Below are 14,519 nucleotides of genomic sequence, written 5' to 3'. Positions count from 1 at the left end.
CGCTTAACCCCGCGCCCCCGCAAGCCTGAATCCACCCACCGCCTGAGCGAGCCTCTCGGCCTCTTCGCGCAAGAGCGCCGCCGATGCCGCCGACTGCTCCACCAGCGCCGCATTCTGCTGCGTCGAATGATCGAGCTGCGAAAGCGCCTGGTTGACCTGACCGAGCCCGGTGCTCTGCTCGTTCGTCGCCACGCTGATTTCGCCGATCACGTTCGTGATGCCGCGCACGCCTTCCACAATCTCGTCCATCGTCGTGCCCGCTGTCTGCACGAGGCGCGAACCCGCCTCGATCTTCCCGACCGACGACTCGATCAGCGTCTTGATTTCCCGCGCCGCCTGCGCGCTGCGCTGCGCAAGCGCGCGCACTTCGCCGGCCACCACCGCGAAGCCGCGGCCGTGTTCGCTGGCGCGCGCCGCCTCCACCGCCGCATTGAGCGCGAGGATGTTGGTCTGGAAGGCGATGCCGTCGATCACGCCGATGATGTCCGCAATCTCCGTCGAGGCCTGGGTGATCTGGTTCATCGTGGAAACCACTTCGCTCACCACCTGGCCGCCGCGCATCGCGACACCGGAGGCCGATGCCGCGAGCTGGCTCATCTGCGCCACCGCATCTGCGGAGTTGCGTGCGGTGCCCGCAATCTCTTCGAGTGCGGCAGCGGTTTGCTCGAGGCTCGACGCGGTGTGCTCGGTACGGCTCGACAGATCCTGGTTGCCCTGCGCAATCTCCGAGCTGGCCACGCGCACCGACTCGCTACTCTCGCGAATCTGCAACAGCGTCGTGCTGATTTTTCCGGTGAACAGGTTGAAGGCGCGCGCGATCTGCGCGGCTTCGTCGTTACCCTCTGCGGGCAGGCGCTTCGAGAGATCGCCGCTGCCGCTGCTCACGTCGTTGAGCGCGTCGCGCACGAGCAGGATGCGCCGGAACGCAGCATTCGTGAGCGCGCCCACCAGCGCCGCCGCCACCAGCACGACGACGACGATGCAGACGAGCGTCGTGGCGGCCACGGCGCGCATGCCAGCCGTCACGTCCGACTTGTCGAGCGCCAACACGAGGCGCCAGTCGGTGCCGGCAATCGGCTCGGCGCGCAGCAGCTTCGTTGCGCCGTCGATGGTCACTTCGATGGGTGCGTCCGCCGATTGCAGCGAATCGAGCGCCTGGGCCGTGAGGTCCGGCGAAAGATCGGTGGCCGGCTTCATGATGAGATCGGTCTTGCCGAGGGCCAGCAGATTGCCGCTCTTGTCGACGAGAAACGCCGAACTGGCCGGCGTGGGATGAATGGCGGCCACGATGCCGCTCACGCCCTCCAGCAGCACGCCCGCGGCGATGGCGCCTTTCATCGAACCGTCACGCATGACGGGCGCAACGAACGAGAACGTGGGCTTGCCCGTCACGGCATCGCGATAGATGCTGGTCACGATGGGATGGCCCGCGGCCACCACCTGCTTGTACCAGGGCCGCGCCGTGGGATCGTAGCCGGCCGGCAGCGGCGTGGGCGAGTAAGCCGTCTTGTCGGCCAGACCCAGCGTCACCGCAATGAAACCGCCGGACTGCATGACGAGCCGCAGGGACGGCATCGGGTCGCCCTCGCCCACGGGCACGGCGTCGGCCAGCACGCCGATCTGCTTCGCGCGGCTTGCGATCCATTGGTCGATGGCGAGCGCCTGGCCTGCGAGCGTCGACTTCAGGTTCTCGTTGATGGTCTCGTCGTTGTGGTGCTTGACCACGACATAGACAAGACCGCCGGTAACAATGAGCGCCGTGGCGACGATAGCGACACAGGTCGCGAGAATACGTGCTCGAATCGATGCAAGCATGCTGAGTTTTTCCTTTCTTATTCGTGACGATGGGTGACTGACTACCGGAAACAAGATCTCCGGACGGTTTATCGGCACGAAGGGGAAAAACTTGTGTATCGAACCAGTGTTGGGTCGATGTAATGCGGCCCGCGAAACGCGCTGATTAAGCGACCACTGGGTTGCCGCTCTCCACCTTGAAAGCGCCCACCGTGAGCGCAAGCTGGTTCGCCTGCTCGTGCAAGGAGCCCGCTGCGGCAGCAGCCTCTTCCACGAGCGCGGCGTTCTGCTGCGTTACCTGGTCCATCTGGCCCATGGCCTGGTTGATCTGCTCGATGCCAAGGCTCTGCTCTTCGCTCGCCGCCGTGATGTTGCCCATGATGTCGGTCACACGCTGCACGCTGTGCAGGATTTCGTCCATCGTCGCACCGGCCTGGGCGACCAGTTCGCCCCCCATATCCACGTTGGCCACTGAACCGCCGATCAGGTCTTTGATTTCCCGCGCCGCCGCCGCGGAGCGTTGCGCCAGGTTGCGCACTTCGCCCGCCACAACGGCGAAGCCGCGTCCGTCTTCGCCCGCGCGTGCCGCTTCCACTGCCGCGTTCAGCGCAAGAATGTTGGTCTGAAAAGCGATGCCGTCGATGACGCCGATGATGTCCACCATCTTGCCCGCCGACACCTTGATGTCGTTCATCGTATCCACCACCTGACGAACCACGGTGCCGCCCTTCACCGCGACCTCGGACGCGGACCGCGCCAGATGATCGGCCTGCCGTGCGTTGTCTGCGTTCTGCCTGACGGTGCTGGTGAGCTGCTCCATGGACGCCACCGTTTCTTCGAGCGAACTCGCCTGCTCTTCCGTGCGCGAAGACAGATCGAGGTTGCCGTTCGCGATCTGGCTCGACGCAGAGGCGATCGTGTCCGCGCCGTGATGCACCTTGCGCACGATCTGCTTGAGGCTTTCGTTCATGTCCTTGAGCGAGTGCAGCAACTGGCCGGTCTCGTCGTTCGTCCTCACTTCGATGTGGCTCGTAAGATCGCCCGAGGCCACGGTACGCGCCACGCGCACCGCCTCGCCCAACGGATGCGTAATAGAGCGCGTAATGGCCCATGCGAAGCCAATGCCCATCAAGACAGCCGCCACGCCCAGTTCGACCATCAGATGCCGTGCCGAGTCGATGTCTTGCCGGCCACGCTCGGCACTCGCTTTGACGAGTCTGGTCTGCCAGTCGACCATGTCTTTGATGTGCGCCTGGAGCGTATCCAGCGCGGGCAGCGTTGCGCCGTTCAAGGTCGCGGTAGCTTCGTCGCGTTTGCCGTCTTTGAGCTGCTGCGCGACCTCGCTGAAAGACTTCACGTAGGCGACGCGCGCAGCAGTGGTCTCTTCGAGCTGCGCCTTCTCTTCGGGCCCTTGGGCCAGCGTGCCGAGCGTATTCAGCCCATCGGTAATCGCTTTCTTGTTCCCTTCGATGCGCTCGTATATCGCGGCAACTTTGCTCGCGTCCGTCGTGACGAACAGCTCCATGGTGCTGCGAGCGTTCGCACGTGTGAGCACATCGATGGTGTGGGCCGCGTCGGCCTTGACCCATTCGGTGCCTACCAGTCTGTCGTTGATATTGCCGATGCCCGTCAGCCGAACGAGTCCCACCACGATCAAAGCCGTCATGAGCAACAGGACAAAGCCGAAGCCCGCGCCAAGGCGCACTCCGATTCTCATATTTCCCAGATACATGCTGAATTCCGCCGTAGTTTCGAAGATGTTCTGTCCGTTTCGCGTCCGGATCTTATCTTGCGATATCGATATTGGATCCGCTTTCCTGCATCAAATCTTTATGCTTCATGAGTCAAGGCAGCGAAGTGTTCCGCACTGGATTATTTCAGCCAGAAAACCCGGGCGATTGACTTGAATCAAGCAACACCCCGCGCTCCAACGTTCGGGCTCAATGGTCGCAGGGCCGTGGATCAGGCGCGATTTTAAATGTCTGGCGCTATTTCGGTTGCAGCTTCACGCTGCTGCATATCGCCACTTTAAAACGATATCGCCCTGAAAAAATAATCCGTTATTGCATTGCACGGCCCTCAAGTTTGAACACAGCCAGCCGTTATTCACGGCTTCAATAAAGCGATGACGATCGCCCTTTCCAGGTGATCGAAGGCATCGCCTTCCAGCCCCATATTCTCGCGCTCAATACAGCCGTCGAAACCGCGTGCGCCGGCTGGCAGGTCAACGTGGCGATGAGCCAGATGGCCGACGGTCACGCGGCGTAATCGTCCTGCGCGCACGAATGGGAGCAGGCCCACGCCAGTTCATGTGTTGTTTCGGAAACAATCATTTCCTATAATCGCCGCATGACTTCCCCGTCCCCTTCCCCCACTTCCTCGCGCGGCCCCGGCCGTCCGCGCGAATTCGACATGGACACGGTGCTCGACGGCGCCGTGCGCGTCTTTCGCGAGCGCGGCTATCACGCCACCTCCGTGGGCGACCTCAGCGAGGCGACCGGACTCACCGCGGGCAGTCTTTACAAGGCATTCGGCGACAAGCGCGGCGTTTTCCTCGCGGCCTTCGCGCACTACGTAGAGGCACGCAATGCTGGGCTGCGCAGGCTGCTCGACCGGCAACCGAGCGGGTACGAGAAGATTCGCGCGGTGTTGCACTTCTACGCGCAGTCGTCGCACGGCAGCGAAGGCCGGCGCGGTTGCCTCGTCGTTTCCAGTGCCACGGCGCTCGCCACCTTCGACGATGAAATCGCGGCACAGGTCGAAGCCGCCATGCGACGTAGCGAAGACCTGCTGCGCCAGTTGCTCCGGCAGGGGCAGGAAGACGGCTCGGTCGCGCAGGATATCGACGTGACGGCCATGGCTCGCGTGCTGCTTGCCGTGCTCCAGGGCTTCCGGTTGATCGGCAAGTCGGGGCGCACGCGCAACGACATGTTGGCAGCAGCCGATCAGGCGCTGAAGCTGTTGGCCTGAAATTTTTTTGCCTTATTTGGAAATGTTCATTTCCTATACAGACGCACCACTCACGCAACCATCAGGAGAGTCCATCATGTCTACCTCAGCGCGTATCGTCGACCCCGGTCCTGCTTCGCTGCCGGACGCACAGCTCGATGGGTTCGAGCATCGCTTCGAAATGGTCGACGGCATCCGGCTTCATTACGTCACCGGCGGCAAGGTGGATGGCGAGACGGTCGTCCTGCTCGCGGGTTATCCGCAAAGCTGGTTCGCATGGCGCAAGGTCATGCCGCTGCTGGCCGCGCGCTACAGAGTCGTCGCGCCGGATCTGCCGGGCCAAGGCGACTCCGATCGCCCACTCGATGGCTACGACACGCAAACACTCGCCACGAGATTGCACGCGCTGCTTCGCAAGCTCGATGTGCAGCGCTGCTACCTCGCGGCACACGACGTGGGCGCGTGGGTCGCGTATCCCTATGCCGCGCTGTTCGGCGACACAGTCATGCGTCTCACGCTGCTGGACGCCGGCATTCCCGGCATCACGCTGCCCGACGCCCTGCCCATTGCACCCGAGCGCGCGTGGCGCACCTGGCACTTCGCGTTTCATGCCATACCGGACCTGCCGGAGTTGCTGATCGAAGGAAAAGAGCGCGCCTACCTCGACTGGTTTCTGCGCCGCAAGACCGCAAACCCACAGACGTTTTCCGAAGCCGACATGGACGAATATGCGCGCGTCTTTACGCGTGAAGGCGGCTTGCGTGCGGGGCTCGCCTACTATCGCGCGGCGGATGAATCGGCACACCAGAATCGCGTACTCAGTGCGAAAGGCAAGCTGCAGATGCCCGTGCTCGCACTGAGCGCCGATCAGGGCTCCATTCCGAACATGGCTGCTCCGCTCGAAGCCTGTGCCGCGAACGTAGAGGGCGTGACCATCGGACATTGCGGGCACTTCCTGCCCGAAGAGCAGCCCGCGGCCGTTGCCTCGGAACTCACGCGCTTCTTCGCGTAGCTGGCGAAGACGCGGAAAGGGGGGAAGAGACGGAGAGGAAGAAGAGGAAAAAACCGGAGAGCCTTCTACAAAGGCCCTCCGGTTGCGATGCGCTTATCGCGACATCATGTTGACGCTGACGTTGTGCATCACCCACATCGTGCCGAACACGAGGATGACCGCAGTAAGCACCGTGTAGCTGAACGCCATCACGTTCCAGCGCTGACCCGACGACGCGTTCATGTGCAGGAAGAACACGAGGTGCACGACGATCTGCACCAGCGCGAGCCCCGCAAGCGCGATCAGCGCGCTATGGGCGGGCAGAGCGCCCTTCATGACGATGCCGAACGCTCCTGCCGTGAGCAACACCGAGAGCACGAACCCGGCAACGTAGCTGCCGAAGCTGCCGTGCCCGCCTTCCGTATGAGCCGAATGCGAATGAGCCATTTAAAGTACGCTCGCGAGATAGACAAAGGTGAAAACGCAGATCCAGACGATGTCGAGGAAGTGCCAGAAAAGGCTCAGGCACGTAAGACGCCGGATCTCCCGCTCGTTCAGCGTGGGCCGCGAAATGACCTGCACGGCGAGCACCACCATCCACACGAGGCCCATGAACACGTGCAGGCCGTGCGTGCCGACCAGCGTGAAGAACGACGACAGGAACGCGCTGCGGCCCGGTCCGTTGCCTTCTGCGATCAGCGCGGAGAACTCGCGCATTTCCATGCCGAGAAACGCGAGGCCCAGCACGAACGTGACGGCGAGCCAGCCCAGCACCGCGCCGCGTTGCTGCTTGTGCGCGCCCAGCATCGCGAAGCCGTAGGTGATGCTGCTCAACAGGAGCGCGGCCGTTTCCAGCGCAACGCCCGAAATGTCGAACAGGTCCTTGCCGCTCGGGCCGCCCGCAAACTGCTGCGACGACACGGCAAACACCGCGAACAGCGACGCGAAGATGACGCAGTCCGTCATCAGGTACAGCCAGAAGCCGAACACCGAGTGTGACGGCGGATGGTCGGCGGCCAGATCGTGCGCGCCGTTGACAAGCGTGTTGTGTGCCATGCTCAGGCCTCCACGGATTCGGGCACGAGGCCGCGTTCTTCACCTTCCGCACGGCGGCGGATTTCATCTTCGATCTCGCGAACCTTCGCCGCGGGAATGATGTAGCCGTCGTTGTCGCCGAAGCTGTAAATGATGACGGTTGCCGCCACTGCGACGAGCGACGCGATCACGAGCCACCAGATGTGCCACACCAGCGCGAAGCCGAGTGCGAGGCTGAACACGGCGACGAAGAAGCCCGCGCCCGTGTTTGACGGCATGTGGATGTCGCGATACGACGACGCCTTGACGCCGAGGCCATGCCCCGTTTCCTTCATGTGGGCAAACGCATCCAGTTCACGCACCGTCGGGATCACCGCGAAGTTGTAGACCGGCGGCGGCGACGACGTGGCCCATTCGAGCGTGCGGCCATTCCACGGGTCACCCGTCGCGTCGCGATAGTCGGGACGGTTGCGGTTGCGCACGGCAAGCACGACCTGCGCAATCTGATGCAGCACGCCGATGGCCACGAGCACCACGCCGAATGCCGCTGCGATCAGCCACGGATGCCATGCGGGATTGTCGTAGTGGTTGAGGCGTCGCGTCATGCCCATGAAGCCCAGCACGTAGAGCGGCATGAACGAGGCATAGAAGCCCGTGAACCAGAACCAGAACGCGCGCTTGCCGAGCTTCTCGTCCAGCTTGAAGCCGAAGGCCTTCGGGAACCAGTAATGGAAGCCGGCAAGGTAACCGAACACCACGCCGCCAATAATCGCGTTATGGAAGTGCGCGATCAGGAACAGGCTGTTGTGCAGCACGAAGTCCGCGCCCGGAATCGCCATCATCACGCCAGTCATGCCGCCAATGGTGAAGGTGATCATGAAGCCGATGGTCCACAGCACGGGCGTGGTGAACTCGATACGCCCGCGGTACATCGTGAAGAGCCAGTTGAAGATCTTCACGCCCGTTGGAATCGCGATGATCATCGTCATGATGCCGAAAAACGCGTTCACGTCGGCGCCGGAACCCATCGTGAAGAAGTGGTGCAGCCACACGAGGAACGAGAGCACCATGATCACGCACGTGGCGTACACCATCGTGCGATAGCCGAAGAGCGGCTTCTTCGCGAACGTGGCGATCACCTCGGAGTAGATGCCGAACGCGGGCAGCACGAGGATGTACACCTCGGGGTGGCCCCACGCCCAGATCAGGTTCAGGTACATCATGGCGTTGCCGCCGCCATCGTTCGTAAAGAAGTGCATGCCGAGGTAGCGGTCCAGACCCAGCAGCGCAAGCGCGACGGTCAGAATCGGGAACGTCGCCATGATCAGCACGTTAGAGCACAGCGCCGTCCACGTGAACACGGGCATCTTCATGAACGTCATGCCGGGCGCGCGCATGCGCACGATGGTCACGAAGAAGTTGATGCCGGTGAGCAGCGTGCCCACACCTGAAAGCTGCAAGCTCCAGAGGTAGTAATCCACGCCCACGCCGGGGCTGAACTGCAGCTCCGACAACGGCGGATACGCGAGCCAGCCCGTCTGTGCGAATTCGCCAATCACGAGCGAGACGTTGATCAGGATGGCGGCCACCGCCGTCATCCAGAAGCTCAGCGAGTTGATGAACGGGAAGGCCACGTCGCGCGCGCCGATCTGCAGCGGCACGATCAGGTTGAAGAGGCCCACCATCAGCGCCATCGCCATGAAGAAGATCATGATGACGCCGTGCGCCGTGAACACCTGATCGTAGTGATGCGGCGGCAGGTAGCCCGGCGAATGATAGGCGAGCGCCAGTTGCAGACGCATCATCACGGCATCCGCGAAGCCGCGCAGCAGCATGAGCGTGGCCACGATGATGTACATGATGCCGAGCTTCTTGTGGTCCACCGTGGTGATCCACTCGGTCCACAGCCATGTCCATTTTTTGGTGATGGTGAGCGCAGCCAGCACCACGATCACCGCAAGGCCCATGAAGGCGCCTGCACCCATGATGATGGGCTGATCGAACGGGATCGCCTCGAGCGTGAGTTTTCCGAACATGCTTTACCCCTTCGTCCCGCAGGCCTCGTCCTTCGTGTCGAGGACGTGGCCGTTGTTGTACTTCGCGATGATGTTATGGAAGAGCCTCGGATCCACGGACGAGAAGTACTCGACCGGATTCTTCTCCGAAGGCTGCGCGACCGTGCCGTAGGCGTTCATGTCGAGACGCCCCTGCGCGTGCTTCACCTGCTCCACCCACGCGTTGAACTGCTCGGGCGTGGTGGCGAGCGCACGGAACTTCATGTCCGAAAAGCCCTTGCCGCTGAAGTTGGCCGACACGCCCGCGTAGTCGCCCACCTCGTTGGCCACCAGGTGCAGACGCGTCTGCATGCCCGCCATTGCATAGATCTGGCTGCCCAGCCGCGGGATGAAGAACGAGTTCATCACCGAATCCGACGTGATGCGGAAATTCACGGGCGTGTTGACGGGGAAGGCCAGCTGGTTGATCGAGGCGATGCCCAGATCGGGATAGATGAAGAGCCACTTCCAGTCCAGCGCGACCACTTCCACGTTGATCGGCTTCACCGACGATTCGAGCGGCCGGTACGGGTCGAGCTCGTGCGTCGTGCGCCACGTGAGCACGCCGAGGAACAGAATGATGATCGTGGGCACGGTCCAGATGACGACTTCGATGGCCGTGGAATGCGCCCACTTCGGCGCGTAGGTCGCATTGCGGTTCGACGCGCGGTAGCGCCATGCGAACAGCAGCGTGAGCAGAATGACCGGCACGACGACGATGAGCATCGTGAACGTGGCCGTGCTGATGAGAGACTTTTCCGCAGCACCTACGCTGCCTTTGGGATCGAGAACATCGAGATTGCTGCAGCCGGCAAGGCAGGTGCCCACTCCAATTGCAGCGAAGGTCCACGCCCGCTTCAAGATAGCTCTGGCCATCGGATATGCCTGGAATTTTGTATGGTCTGATTGGGTGATCTGGTCGGATCGGCGGGAACGACAGCGGGTACGCCACACGTTGCGCGTGCGCGAACGCGCCCGTGTCGTAAGGGGCGGATTCTATTGAAACGGGCGGGAAATTACCTTGACGTCCAACAAGAAAACGTCAAGTCTTGTAGATGACAGCAAACAGTAAGCTTGTGTCCGGACAAGAAACTGATGGAATTCAGTTCTGCTGTTCAGGAAGCGGCGGCGTACGATCCGCAGCTTTCGCAACGACTTGCGCTCCCACGCGCAAGTCGCGGCTCGCGCGGTGCGGCGGGTTCGCTCTTTCGCGCACGATGTCGGCCGTGAGCACGTCCAGCCGCACGGGCCTGCCGGTGAGATAACCCTGCACGAGGTCGCAGCCAATGTCGCGCAGCAACGCGAACTGCTCCCACGTCTCCACGCCTTCGGCCACCACTTCGAGGCCGAAGCTGTGCGCCATCGAGATGATGGCCTCCACGATCTCCCTGCCCTCGCGCGGCAGCCCCTTGACGAAGCTGCGGTCAACCTTGAGCTGATCGATGGGCAGCGTGCGCAGATACGAGAGCGACGAATACCCCGTGCCGAAGTCGTCAATCGAAACGCGCACGCCGTTCGACTGGAATTCGCGCAGCAGCCGTACGCTGTCGTCCACGTCGGTCATCAGCATGCTTTCCGTGAGTTCGAGTTCGAGCAGCGACGAATCCAGGCCGCTCGCCTGCAACGCCGAAAACACGTGCTCCGCGAACTGCGGATGCCTGAACTGCCGTGCCGACACGTTCACGGACACTTCGAGCGCAACACCCGTGTCGCGATTGAGCCGCGCGATGTCGTTGCACGCCGTTTCCAGCACGTGCAGCCCGAGCGTCGCGATCAGGTCGCTCATCTCCGCTACCGCGATGAATTCGGCCGGCGAGATTTCGCCCTCCTGCGGGTGATGCCAGCGCGCGAGTGCCTCGACGCCCGTCATCGCACCGGCGCCGCAGCTGAACTTCGGTTGATAGACCACGTAGAACGCGTCGGTGTTGAGCGCATCGCGCAGTTCGCGCTCGAGGCGTGCGCGCCGTTTCGCGGCCTCGGTCATCTCCGGCCGGAACGCAACAGCCTGACCCTTGCCCTGGCTCTTCGCGACGTAAAGCGCCGTGTCCGCGCTGCTCACGAGGTCGGCGAGACGCTGCGCGTCGTCTGGATAGCGACTGTAGCCCACGCTCGCGCTCACGTGCAGCTCCACGTCCGCCACGCGAAAAGCGCGCCGTGTGTGTTCGACCACGCGTACCGCAAGCGAGGCGCTGCGCTGGGCACTGCCGCGATCCACGGCGAGAATTGCGAACTCGTCGCCGCCGATGCGGCTCACCAGATCGTGGCGGCCCACCGCCGCCTTGAGTTCGCGCGCCACCGCGGCGAGCAGTTCGTCGCCTGCGCCGTGCCCCAACGTGTCGTTGACGATCTTGAAGTTGTCGAGATCGACCAGCATCAGCGTGAGCGGCGTGCGCTGCCGCACCGGCACGCCAAGGCGCGTGCCGAGTTCGTCGTAGAACGCGCGGCGATTGGGCAGATGCGTGAGCGGATCCGTATTGGCGAGCCACGCAAGCTGGCTTTCCGCGCTCGACATGCGTTCCTTGAGCCGCCGCATCACGATGCCGGAAGCCGCCACCGATGCGAGACACACCAGCACGAGCAGCGTCACGTAGCTCGCGAAGCGCGAGAGGATCTGCCCCGTGGAGGCCACCAGCACCACGTCGCCGAAGTGTCCGCTGTTGTACGTGATGGGCGCGCTGACCGTGACCGACCGTAAGCCGAAGGTGCTGCCGTCGCGTTCGGCCGCGATGAAGGGTTGCAGCGTGCGCGGCACCGTCACCTCGGGGCCGTACGAGGCGAACACGTGCGCGTCCTTGTCGAGAATCGCCACGCTGCGGATGTACGGCAGGATACGCAGCGCGCTCAACGTTTCCTGCGCGGCCTGACGGTCGTTGAACATCATGGGCGCAGCGGCGTTCTGCGCAACGATGGCCGCCTGCAGGCGCGCGTTGTCGCGCAGCTCGTGCTCCATCGAGAGGCCCTGGTACAACGCAAGCGCAATCATCGCGATGACGAGCGCCGTGACGACACCGGCGAGTTGCACACGCCAGCTTGAATCCGTGGGACGAACCTCCGGTTGCGTCGTCACTGAACGCTCCTTGCCAGCGAAAGCAGCCTCGAACTCGCCATGAGGTTACGCCGCACAAGCTGGCTGTTGTCGATATCGAACCGCACGTGGTCACCCTCGCGAAACAACAGAATGCCGGGGGCCGCCTGCGCCGCCTCTTCGTCGGTGCCGATCACGAGCACCGGCTGGCGCGCTGCGGCGAGCGAACGCAACGCCCGCGTGGCCGCATCAGCGCCCGAGACTACCACCACGTTGCAGGTGTTCGCACCGCTCTCGCCAGGCTCGATCACCCGCACCACCCACGTCACACCGTTGGCCGCCCGGCCCGAGAGTTTCTGCAACGCGGGGGTAATGCTGCCGCCCGCGCCCGCGCAGACCACGACGTGCCCATCGGCGAGCGCACCTGGCGGCCACGTCACGAATACCGTGAAGTTGAAGATGAACGCAGCCTTCAACGCAGCTTCGTCGACCTGGGCGTGGCTCTCCGACCGCCAGAACAACGCGCTCCCGAATACGCAGGCGATCAGCAGGGCTCGGACAGTCTTGCGCATGTCACATCCCGTACACCAGCTTGAACAGGAACGTGCGGCTTTCCTGCGCGATGGCCTGCTGCGTGAACGCCGGTCCGGCCGGATCCGCGTAGCGTTTGTCCGTCACGTTATAGACGGAAAACGACACCGTGCTGTGCGGCACGAGTTTCGACGAGCCGATCGTGACGTTGCCGATGCAATAGCCGCCTGTGCGGCTCGCCTGCGTGAGACGCGACGCGCTGCAGAGCGCCTCCACGCCCACCCGTACCCGGTCGCTCGCCAGCGGCACGACGATATTGAGCTTGCCGAGATGGCGCGGCGAATTTTGCAGCACGCTTTCCGTGGCCTCGTCACGCGCGAGTTGCCACGAATAGCTCGTACGCACGCGAATGCCGCCCGCGGTCTGCTGCTCGTAGCTGAGTTCCGCGCCGTTCGCCTCCACGTGATTCAGATTGCGAAAGACGAGCAGACCCGTACCCGCATCCGTGGTTTGCGAAATCAGGTCGGCAATGTCGTAGTGAAAGAGCGAAAGCGTGGCCCGCGCCGACGATCCCAGGTCGCGCGAATAGACAAGCTCCGTGGTCGTGATGTGCTCGGGTTTCAGCGACGGATTCGCGAGCTGCCCGCCGTCGCCGGACGTGGCGTAGTAGAGCTCGTAAGCATTCGGCGCACGGTAGGCACGACCATAAATGGCCTTGAACGTATCGCGGTTGGTGGGCTTGTAGATGAGCGCAATACGCGGGCTCAGGTTGCCTTTCGCTATCGTTTCGTAGTCGTAGCGCAAGCCCGCATTGAGTTCGAAACCCGCGGGCAACTGCACTTCGTCTTCCACGTAAGTCCCGGCGCGGTTGCTCGAACGGTGATCGTCGAGCACCTGCTGGTACGGGTTCACGTCGAAGTTGTACTGGTCCTGCCGCGCGTTGCGGCGAAAGTCCGCGCCGAACACGATCTTGTTGCGCGCAATCGTCGTGACGACCGTATGAACGTCGGTGCCGTACCAGAGAGCATGATCGCCGTCGATGTTCAGTTCCGGCGGGTCGCCCATCACGTACACGGGGCTGCGGTAGTCGTAACGTCCCCAGTACGCCGATGCGTTCAACTCCACGCCTGTCGCAAGCGGATGATGCCAGGCCGCGTTGACGAAGCTCTGCGTGTCCGTGAGGCTGTACGGCGCGTTGAATTGCGCGCCGAACGGCGCATCGGGCACGCCCTTCGTGCGGTTGCTGTGTGCGATCTCCAGCGAGAACTCGCGATACGCAAACTTCGCGAGAAACTGCTGCGCGCGGTCGTAGTCGAGTCCCACTGCCACGCCGTGGTTCTGGTCGGGCGTGTCGAACTCGGGGTAGTAGAGGCTTTGGCCATTGCGGTCGTAGGCGCTCGCCGACAGCACAATGTCCGCGCCGTTCACGCCATGCCAGCCCCAGGTCGCGCGTCCGCGCTTTTCGCCGAAACTGCCGGCTGAGGCGGCCACCTGCGTGCCGTTGATGTCACTGCCCTTCTTCGTGATGACGTTGACCACGCCGAAGAACGCGTTCGATCCGTACACGGCAGAGCCTGGGCCCGGCACGTACTCGATGCGCTCCACGAGGTCCATGTCGATCAGGAACTCGGTGCCGATGGGCGCTTCGTCGTAGACAGCGTCGTTGACCTGATAGCCGTCTATCAGCACGAGAAAGCGGCTGTCGTAGTCGCCAGGCCGCAAGAAACCTCGTGCGCCGAGATACGCGTAGTTGCGGTCGTAGCTCACGTAAAGGCCCGGCAGCGACGCCAGCGCATCGCCCAGCGTGCGCCACCCGAAGTCGCGGATGTCGGCTGCGGTGAGCACCACGGCCGCGGCGGGCGCATCGCTCACTCGCTGTTCGAACTTCGATGCCGACGTCACCGTCATCTGCATCAACGCTTCGAGCGGCATCGTTGCAAGCACGGCCGAAGCGTCGCCCGACGGAGGAGTCGCCGACTCCTCCGCCCTGCTGTCATTCACCAGGAAGATGTGTGTAGCGCAACATACCGCGGCGATGACTATGCGGAGTTTTGTGGAATCGTGGGGCATCGCCTGGGATTACGGAAGGTTGTTCTGTCTCTGTCCGGGATATCGACAGAAACGGCCGCAAACTTGAGGA

12 protein-coding genes are annotated in these 14,519 nt (G+C 63.0%); 2 read left to right on the top strand and 10 right to left on the bottom strand.

Annotated elements, in window-relative coordinates:
* Positions 1–3: 3 nt before the first annotated feature.
* The 3 genes from PXJ20_RS23720 to PXJ20_RS23710 form a co-directional block, all read right to left on the bottom strand.
* Entirely contained in the window at positions 4–1,815 is a 1,812-nt protein-coding gene (locus tag PXJ20_RS23720) for a methyl-accepting chemotaxis protein (RefSeq protein WP_421031736.1), read from the bottom strand.
* 145 nt (positions 1,816–1,960) lie between these two features.
* Positions 1,961–3,511, bottom strand: a complete 1,551-nt coding sequence (locus PXJ20_RS23715) for a methyl-accepting chemotaxis protein (RefSeq protein ID WP_421031735.1) — start codon at positions 3,509–3,511, stop codon at positions 1,961–1,963.
* Between the two features lie 389 nt (positions 3,512–3,900).
* Positions 3,901–4,053: a hypothetical protein gene (locus PXJ20_RS23710; RefSeq protein WP_421031734.1), complete on the bottom strand. Its 153-nt coding sequence runs from the start codon at positions 4,051–4,053 to the stop codon at positions 3,901–3,903.
* Positions 4,054–4,206: 153 nt separating this feature from the next.
* On the opposite strand from PXJ20_RS23710, the gene PXJ20_RS23705 reads away from it, so the two are divergent.
* On the top strand, positions 4,207–4,764 hold the full coding sequence (locus PXJ20_RS23705; RefSeq protein WP_277599875.1) for a TetR/AcrR family transcriptional regulator: 558 nt from the start codon (positions 4,207–4,209) through the stop codon (positions 4,762–4,764).
* A gap of 76 nt (positions 4,765–4,840) precedes the next feature.
* Positions 4,841–5,755, top strand: coding sequence for an alpha/beta fold hydrolase (locus PXJ20_RS23700; RefSeq protein ID WP_421031733.1), 915 nt, complete (start codon positions 4,841–4,843; stop codon positions 5,753–5,755).
* 93 nt (positions 5,756–5,848) lie between these two features.
* Here the strand turns inward: PXJ20_RS23700 and cyoD are convergent, their stop codons facing one another.
* The 7 genes from cyoD to PXJ20_RS23665 all read right to left on the bottom strand — a co-directional run bounded on the left by cyoD (position 5,849) and on the right by PXJ20_RS23665 (position 14,449).
* Entirely contained in the window at positions 5,849–6,181 is a 333-nt protein-coding gene (cyoD, locus tag PXJ20_RS23695) for a cytochrome o ubiquinol oxidase subunit IV (protein ID WP_017774800.1), read from the bottom strand.
* Positions 6,182–6,790 (bottom strand): cytochrome o ubiquinol oxidase subunit III, encoded by a 609-nt coding sequence (cyoC, locus tag PXJ20_RS23690; protein ID WP_126875337.1) that lies wholly within the window; start codon positions 6,788–6,790, stop codon positions 6,182–6,184.
* A gap of 2 nt (positions 6,791–6,792) precedes the next feature.
* Entirely contained in the window at positions 6,793–8,805 is a 2,013-nt protein-coding gene (gene cyoB / locus PXJ20_RS23685; RefSeq protein WP_017774798.1) for a cytochrome o ubiquinol oxidase subunit I, read from the bottom strand.
* Positions 8,806–8,808: 3 nt separating this feature from the next.
* Positions 8,809–9,699: a ubiquinol oxidase subunit II gene (gene cyoA, locus PXJ20_RS23680; protein ID WP_033350867.1), complete on the bottom strand. Its 891-nt coding sequence runs from the start codon at positions 9,697–9,699 to the stop codon at positions 8,809–8,811.
* 226 nt (positions 9,700–9,925) lie between these two features.
* Positions 9,926–11,890, bottom strand: coding sequence for a putative bifunctional diguanylate cyclase/phosphodiesterase (locus PXJ20_RS23675; protein ID WP_421031732.1), 1,965 nt, complete (start codon positions 11,888–11,890; stop codon positions 9,926–9,928).
* On the bottom strand, positions 11,887–12,420 hold the full coding sequence (locus PXJ20_RS23670; protein WP_421031731.1) for a YfiR family protein: 534 nt from the start codon (positions 12,418–12,420) through the stop codon (positions 11,887–11,889). The genes PXJ20_RS23675 and PXJ20_RS23670 overlap by 4 nt, the downstream gene beginning before the upstream one ends.
* Before the next feature lies 1 nt (position 12,421).
* Positions 12,422–14,449: a TonB-dependent receptor plug domain-containing protein gene (locus PXJ20_RS23665; protein WP_421031730.1), complete on the bottom strand. Its 2,028-nt coding sequence runs from the start codon at positions 14,447–14,449 to the stop codon at positions 12,422–12,424.
* Between the last annotated feature and the right edge of the window lie 70 nt (positions 14,450–14,519).

The organism is Paraburkholderia sp. A1RI_3L (genome assembly GCF_048957895.1).
Lineage (GTDB): Bacteria > Pseudomonadota > Gammaproteobacteria > Burkholderiales > Burkholderiaceae > Paraburkholderia > Paraburkholderia kururiensis.
This window is presented reverse-complemented; position numbering and strand designations above follow the sequence as displayed.

What these genes read in the sequence shown, in the direction of transcription:
- PXJ20_RS23720 (WP_421031736.1), bottom strand. Translation starts at nt 1,815, where the DNA reads ATGCTTGCATCGATTCGAGCACGTATTCTCGCGACCTGTGTCGCTATC.
- PXJ20_RS23715 (WP_421031735.1), bottom strand. Translation starts at nt 3,511, where the DNA reads ATGAGAATCGGAGTGCGCCTTGGCGCGGGCTTCGGCTTTGTCCTGTTG.
- PXJ20_RS23705 (WP_277599875.1), top strand. Translation starts at nt 4,207, where the DNA reads ATGGACACGGTGCTCGACGGCGCCGTGCGCGTCTTTCGCGAGCGCGGC.
- PXJ20_RS23700 (WP_421031733.1), top strand. Translation starts at nt 4,841, where the DNA reads ATGTCTACCTCAGCGCGTATCGTCGACCCCGGTCCTGCTTCGCTGCCG.
- cyoD (WP_017774800.1), bottom strand. Translation starts at nt 6,181, where the DNA reads ATGGCTCATTCGCATTCGGCTCATACGGAAGGCGGGCACGGCAGCTTC.
- cyoC (WP_126875337.1), bottom strand. Translation starts at nt 6,790, where the DNA reads ATGGCACACAACACGCTTGTCAACGGCGCGCACGATCTGGCCGCCGAC.
- cyoB (WP_017774798.1), bottom strand. Translation starts at nt 8,805, where the DNA reads ATGTTCGGAAAACTCACGCTCGAGGCGATCCCGTTCGATCAGCCCATC.
- cyoA (WP_033350867.1), bottom strand. Translation starts at nt 9,699, where the DNA reads ATGGCCAGAGCTATCTTGAAGCGGGCGTGGACCTTCGCTGCAATTGGA.
- PXJ20_RS23670 (WP_421031731.1), bottom strand. Translation starts at nt 12,420, where the DNA reads ATGCGCAAGACTGTCCGAGCCCTGCTGATCGCCTGCGTATTCGGGAGC.
- PXJ20_RS23665 (WP_421031730.1), bottom strand. Translation starts at nt 14,449, where the DNA reads ATGCCCCACGATTCCACAAAACTCCGCATAGTCATCGCCGCGGTATGT.